This is a genomic window from Pseudochrobactrum sp. AO18b (assembly GCF_000409565.1).
Taxonomy (GTDB): domain Bacteria; phylum Pseudomonadota; class Alphaproteobacteria; order Rhizobiales; family Rhizobiaceae; genus Pseudochrobactrum; species Pseudochrobactrum saccharolyticum.
Genome location: NZ_ANNO01000420.1, coordinates 1 through 654, shown reverse-complemented (window position 1 = coordinate 654; position 654 = coordinate 1). Strand labels below are relative to the sequence as shown.

The 654-nt window shown below is 55.8% G+C and carries 2 protein-coding genes; both read right to left on the bottom strand.

Annotated features, from left to right (window positions below; translation table 11 throughout):
• On the bottom strand, nt 1-269 hold a 269-nt coding region (locus A918_RS0116010), incomplete at its 3' end, for an ATP-binding cassette domain-containing protein (protein WP_028233890.1).
• A partial coding sequence (locus tag A918_RS0116005) for an acetamidase/formamidase family protein (protein ID WP_022712032.1) occupies nt 266-654 on the bottom strand: 389 nt, incomplete at its 5' end. The genes A918_RS0116010 and A918_RS0116005, both read right to left, overlap by 4 nt.

Here is a 654-nt window from a genome sequence, read left to right as displayed (position 1 = left end):
AGCTCCAGATCACCGAAGTGAATGGAGCCGCCGGTTACCCTTACCTGAGGCTGCGGCAGCAGCCCCATACAGGCAAGCGAGGTGATCGACTTGCCTGAACCACTTTCCCCCGCAATTGCCAGTGTCTCGCCCCGATGCAGATCGAAACTGAGCCCCTGAACAAGCGGCATCAACCCGTCTTCAGTACGGGCGGAAACCTGCAAATCCCGAACGGACAAAACAATATCAGCCGCAGGATCAGCAACGGGAGAAAGCATCGCTACACTCATTCGAATACTGCCCTCGGAAAGTAGAAGCTGACGACAACATTCGGCATATCCACGATCTCGGAGATACGCAGATCACCGCAGGTCGAAACCAGCATATAAGCATCAACCGGATCCATCTTCTGTGTGGTGGCCAGAAGATCGACCATATTGGCCACGGCATCACGCGCGGCAGCCCAGAGATCAGGGCCAATACCTGTGGTGACTTCATAACCCTTGGCATCGAGATGACGGGTTACAGGCCCCGGCGTGGTGAAGCGCGGGGTTTTCAGCGGCTGATTTTTAATAAGGTCAAGCGTCAGCACAACATCGAACGGACTTTCGATAGCCGTGCCGCAGACTTCTCCGTCGCCCTGTGCGGCATGGGTATCGCCGACCGAGAATAATG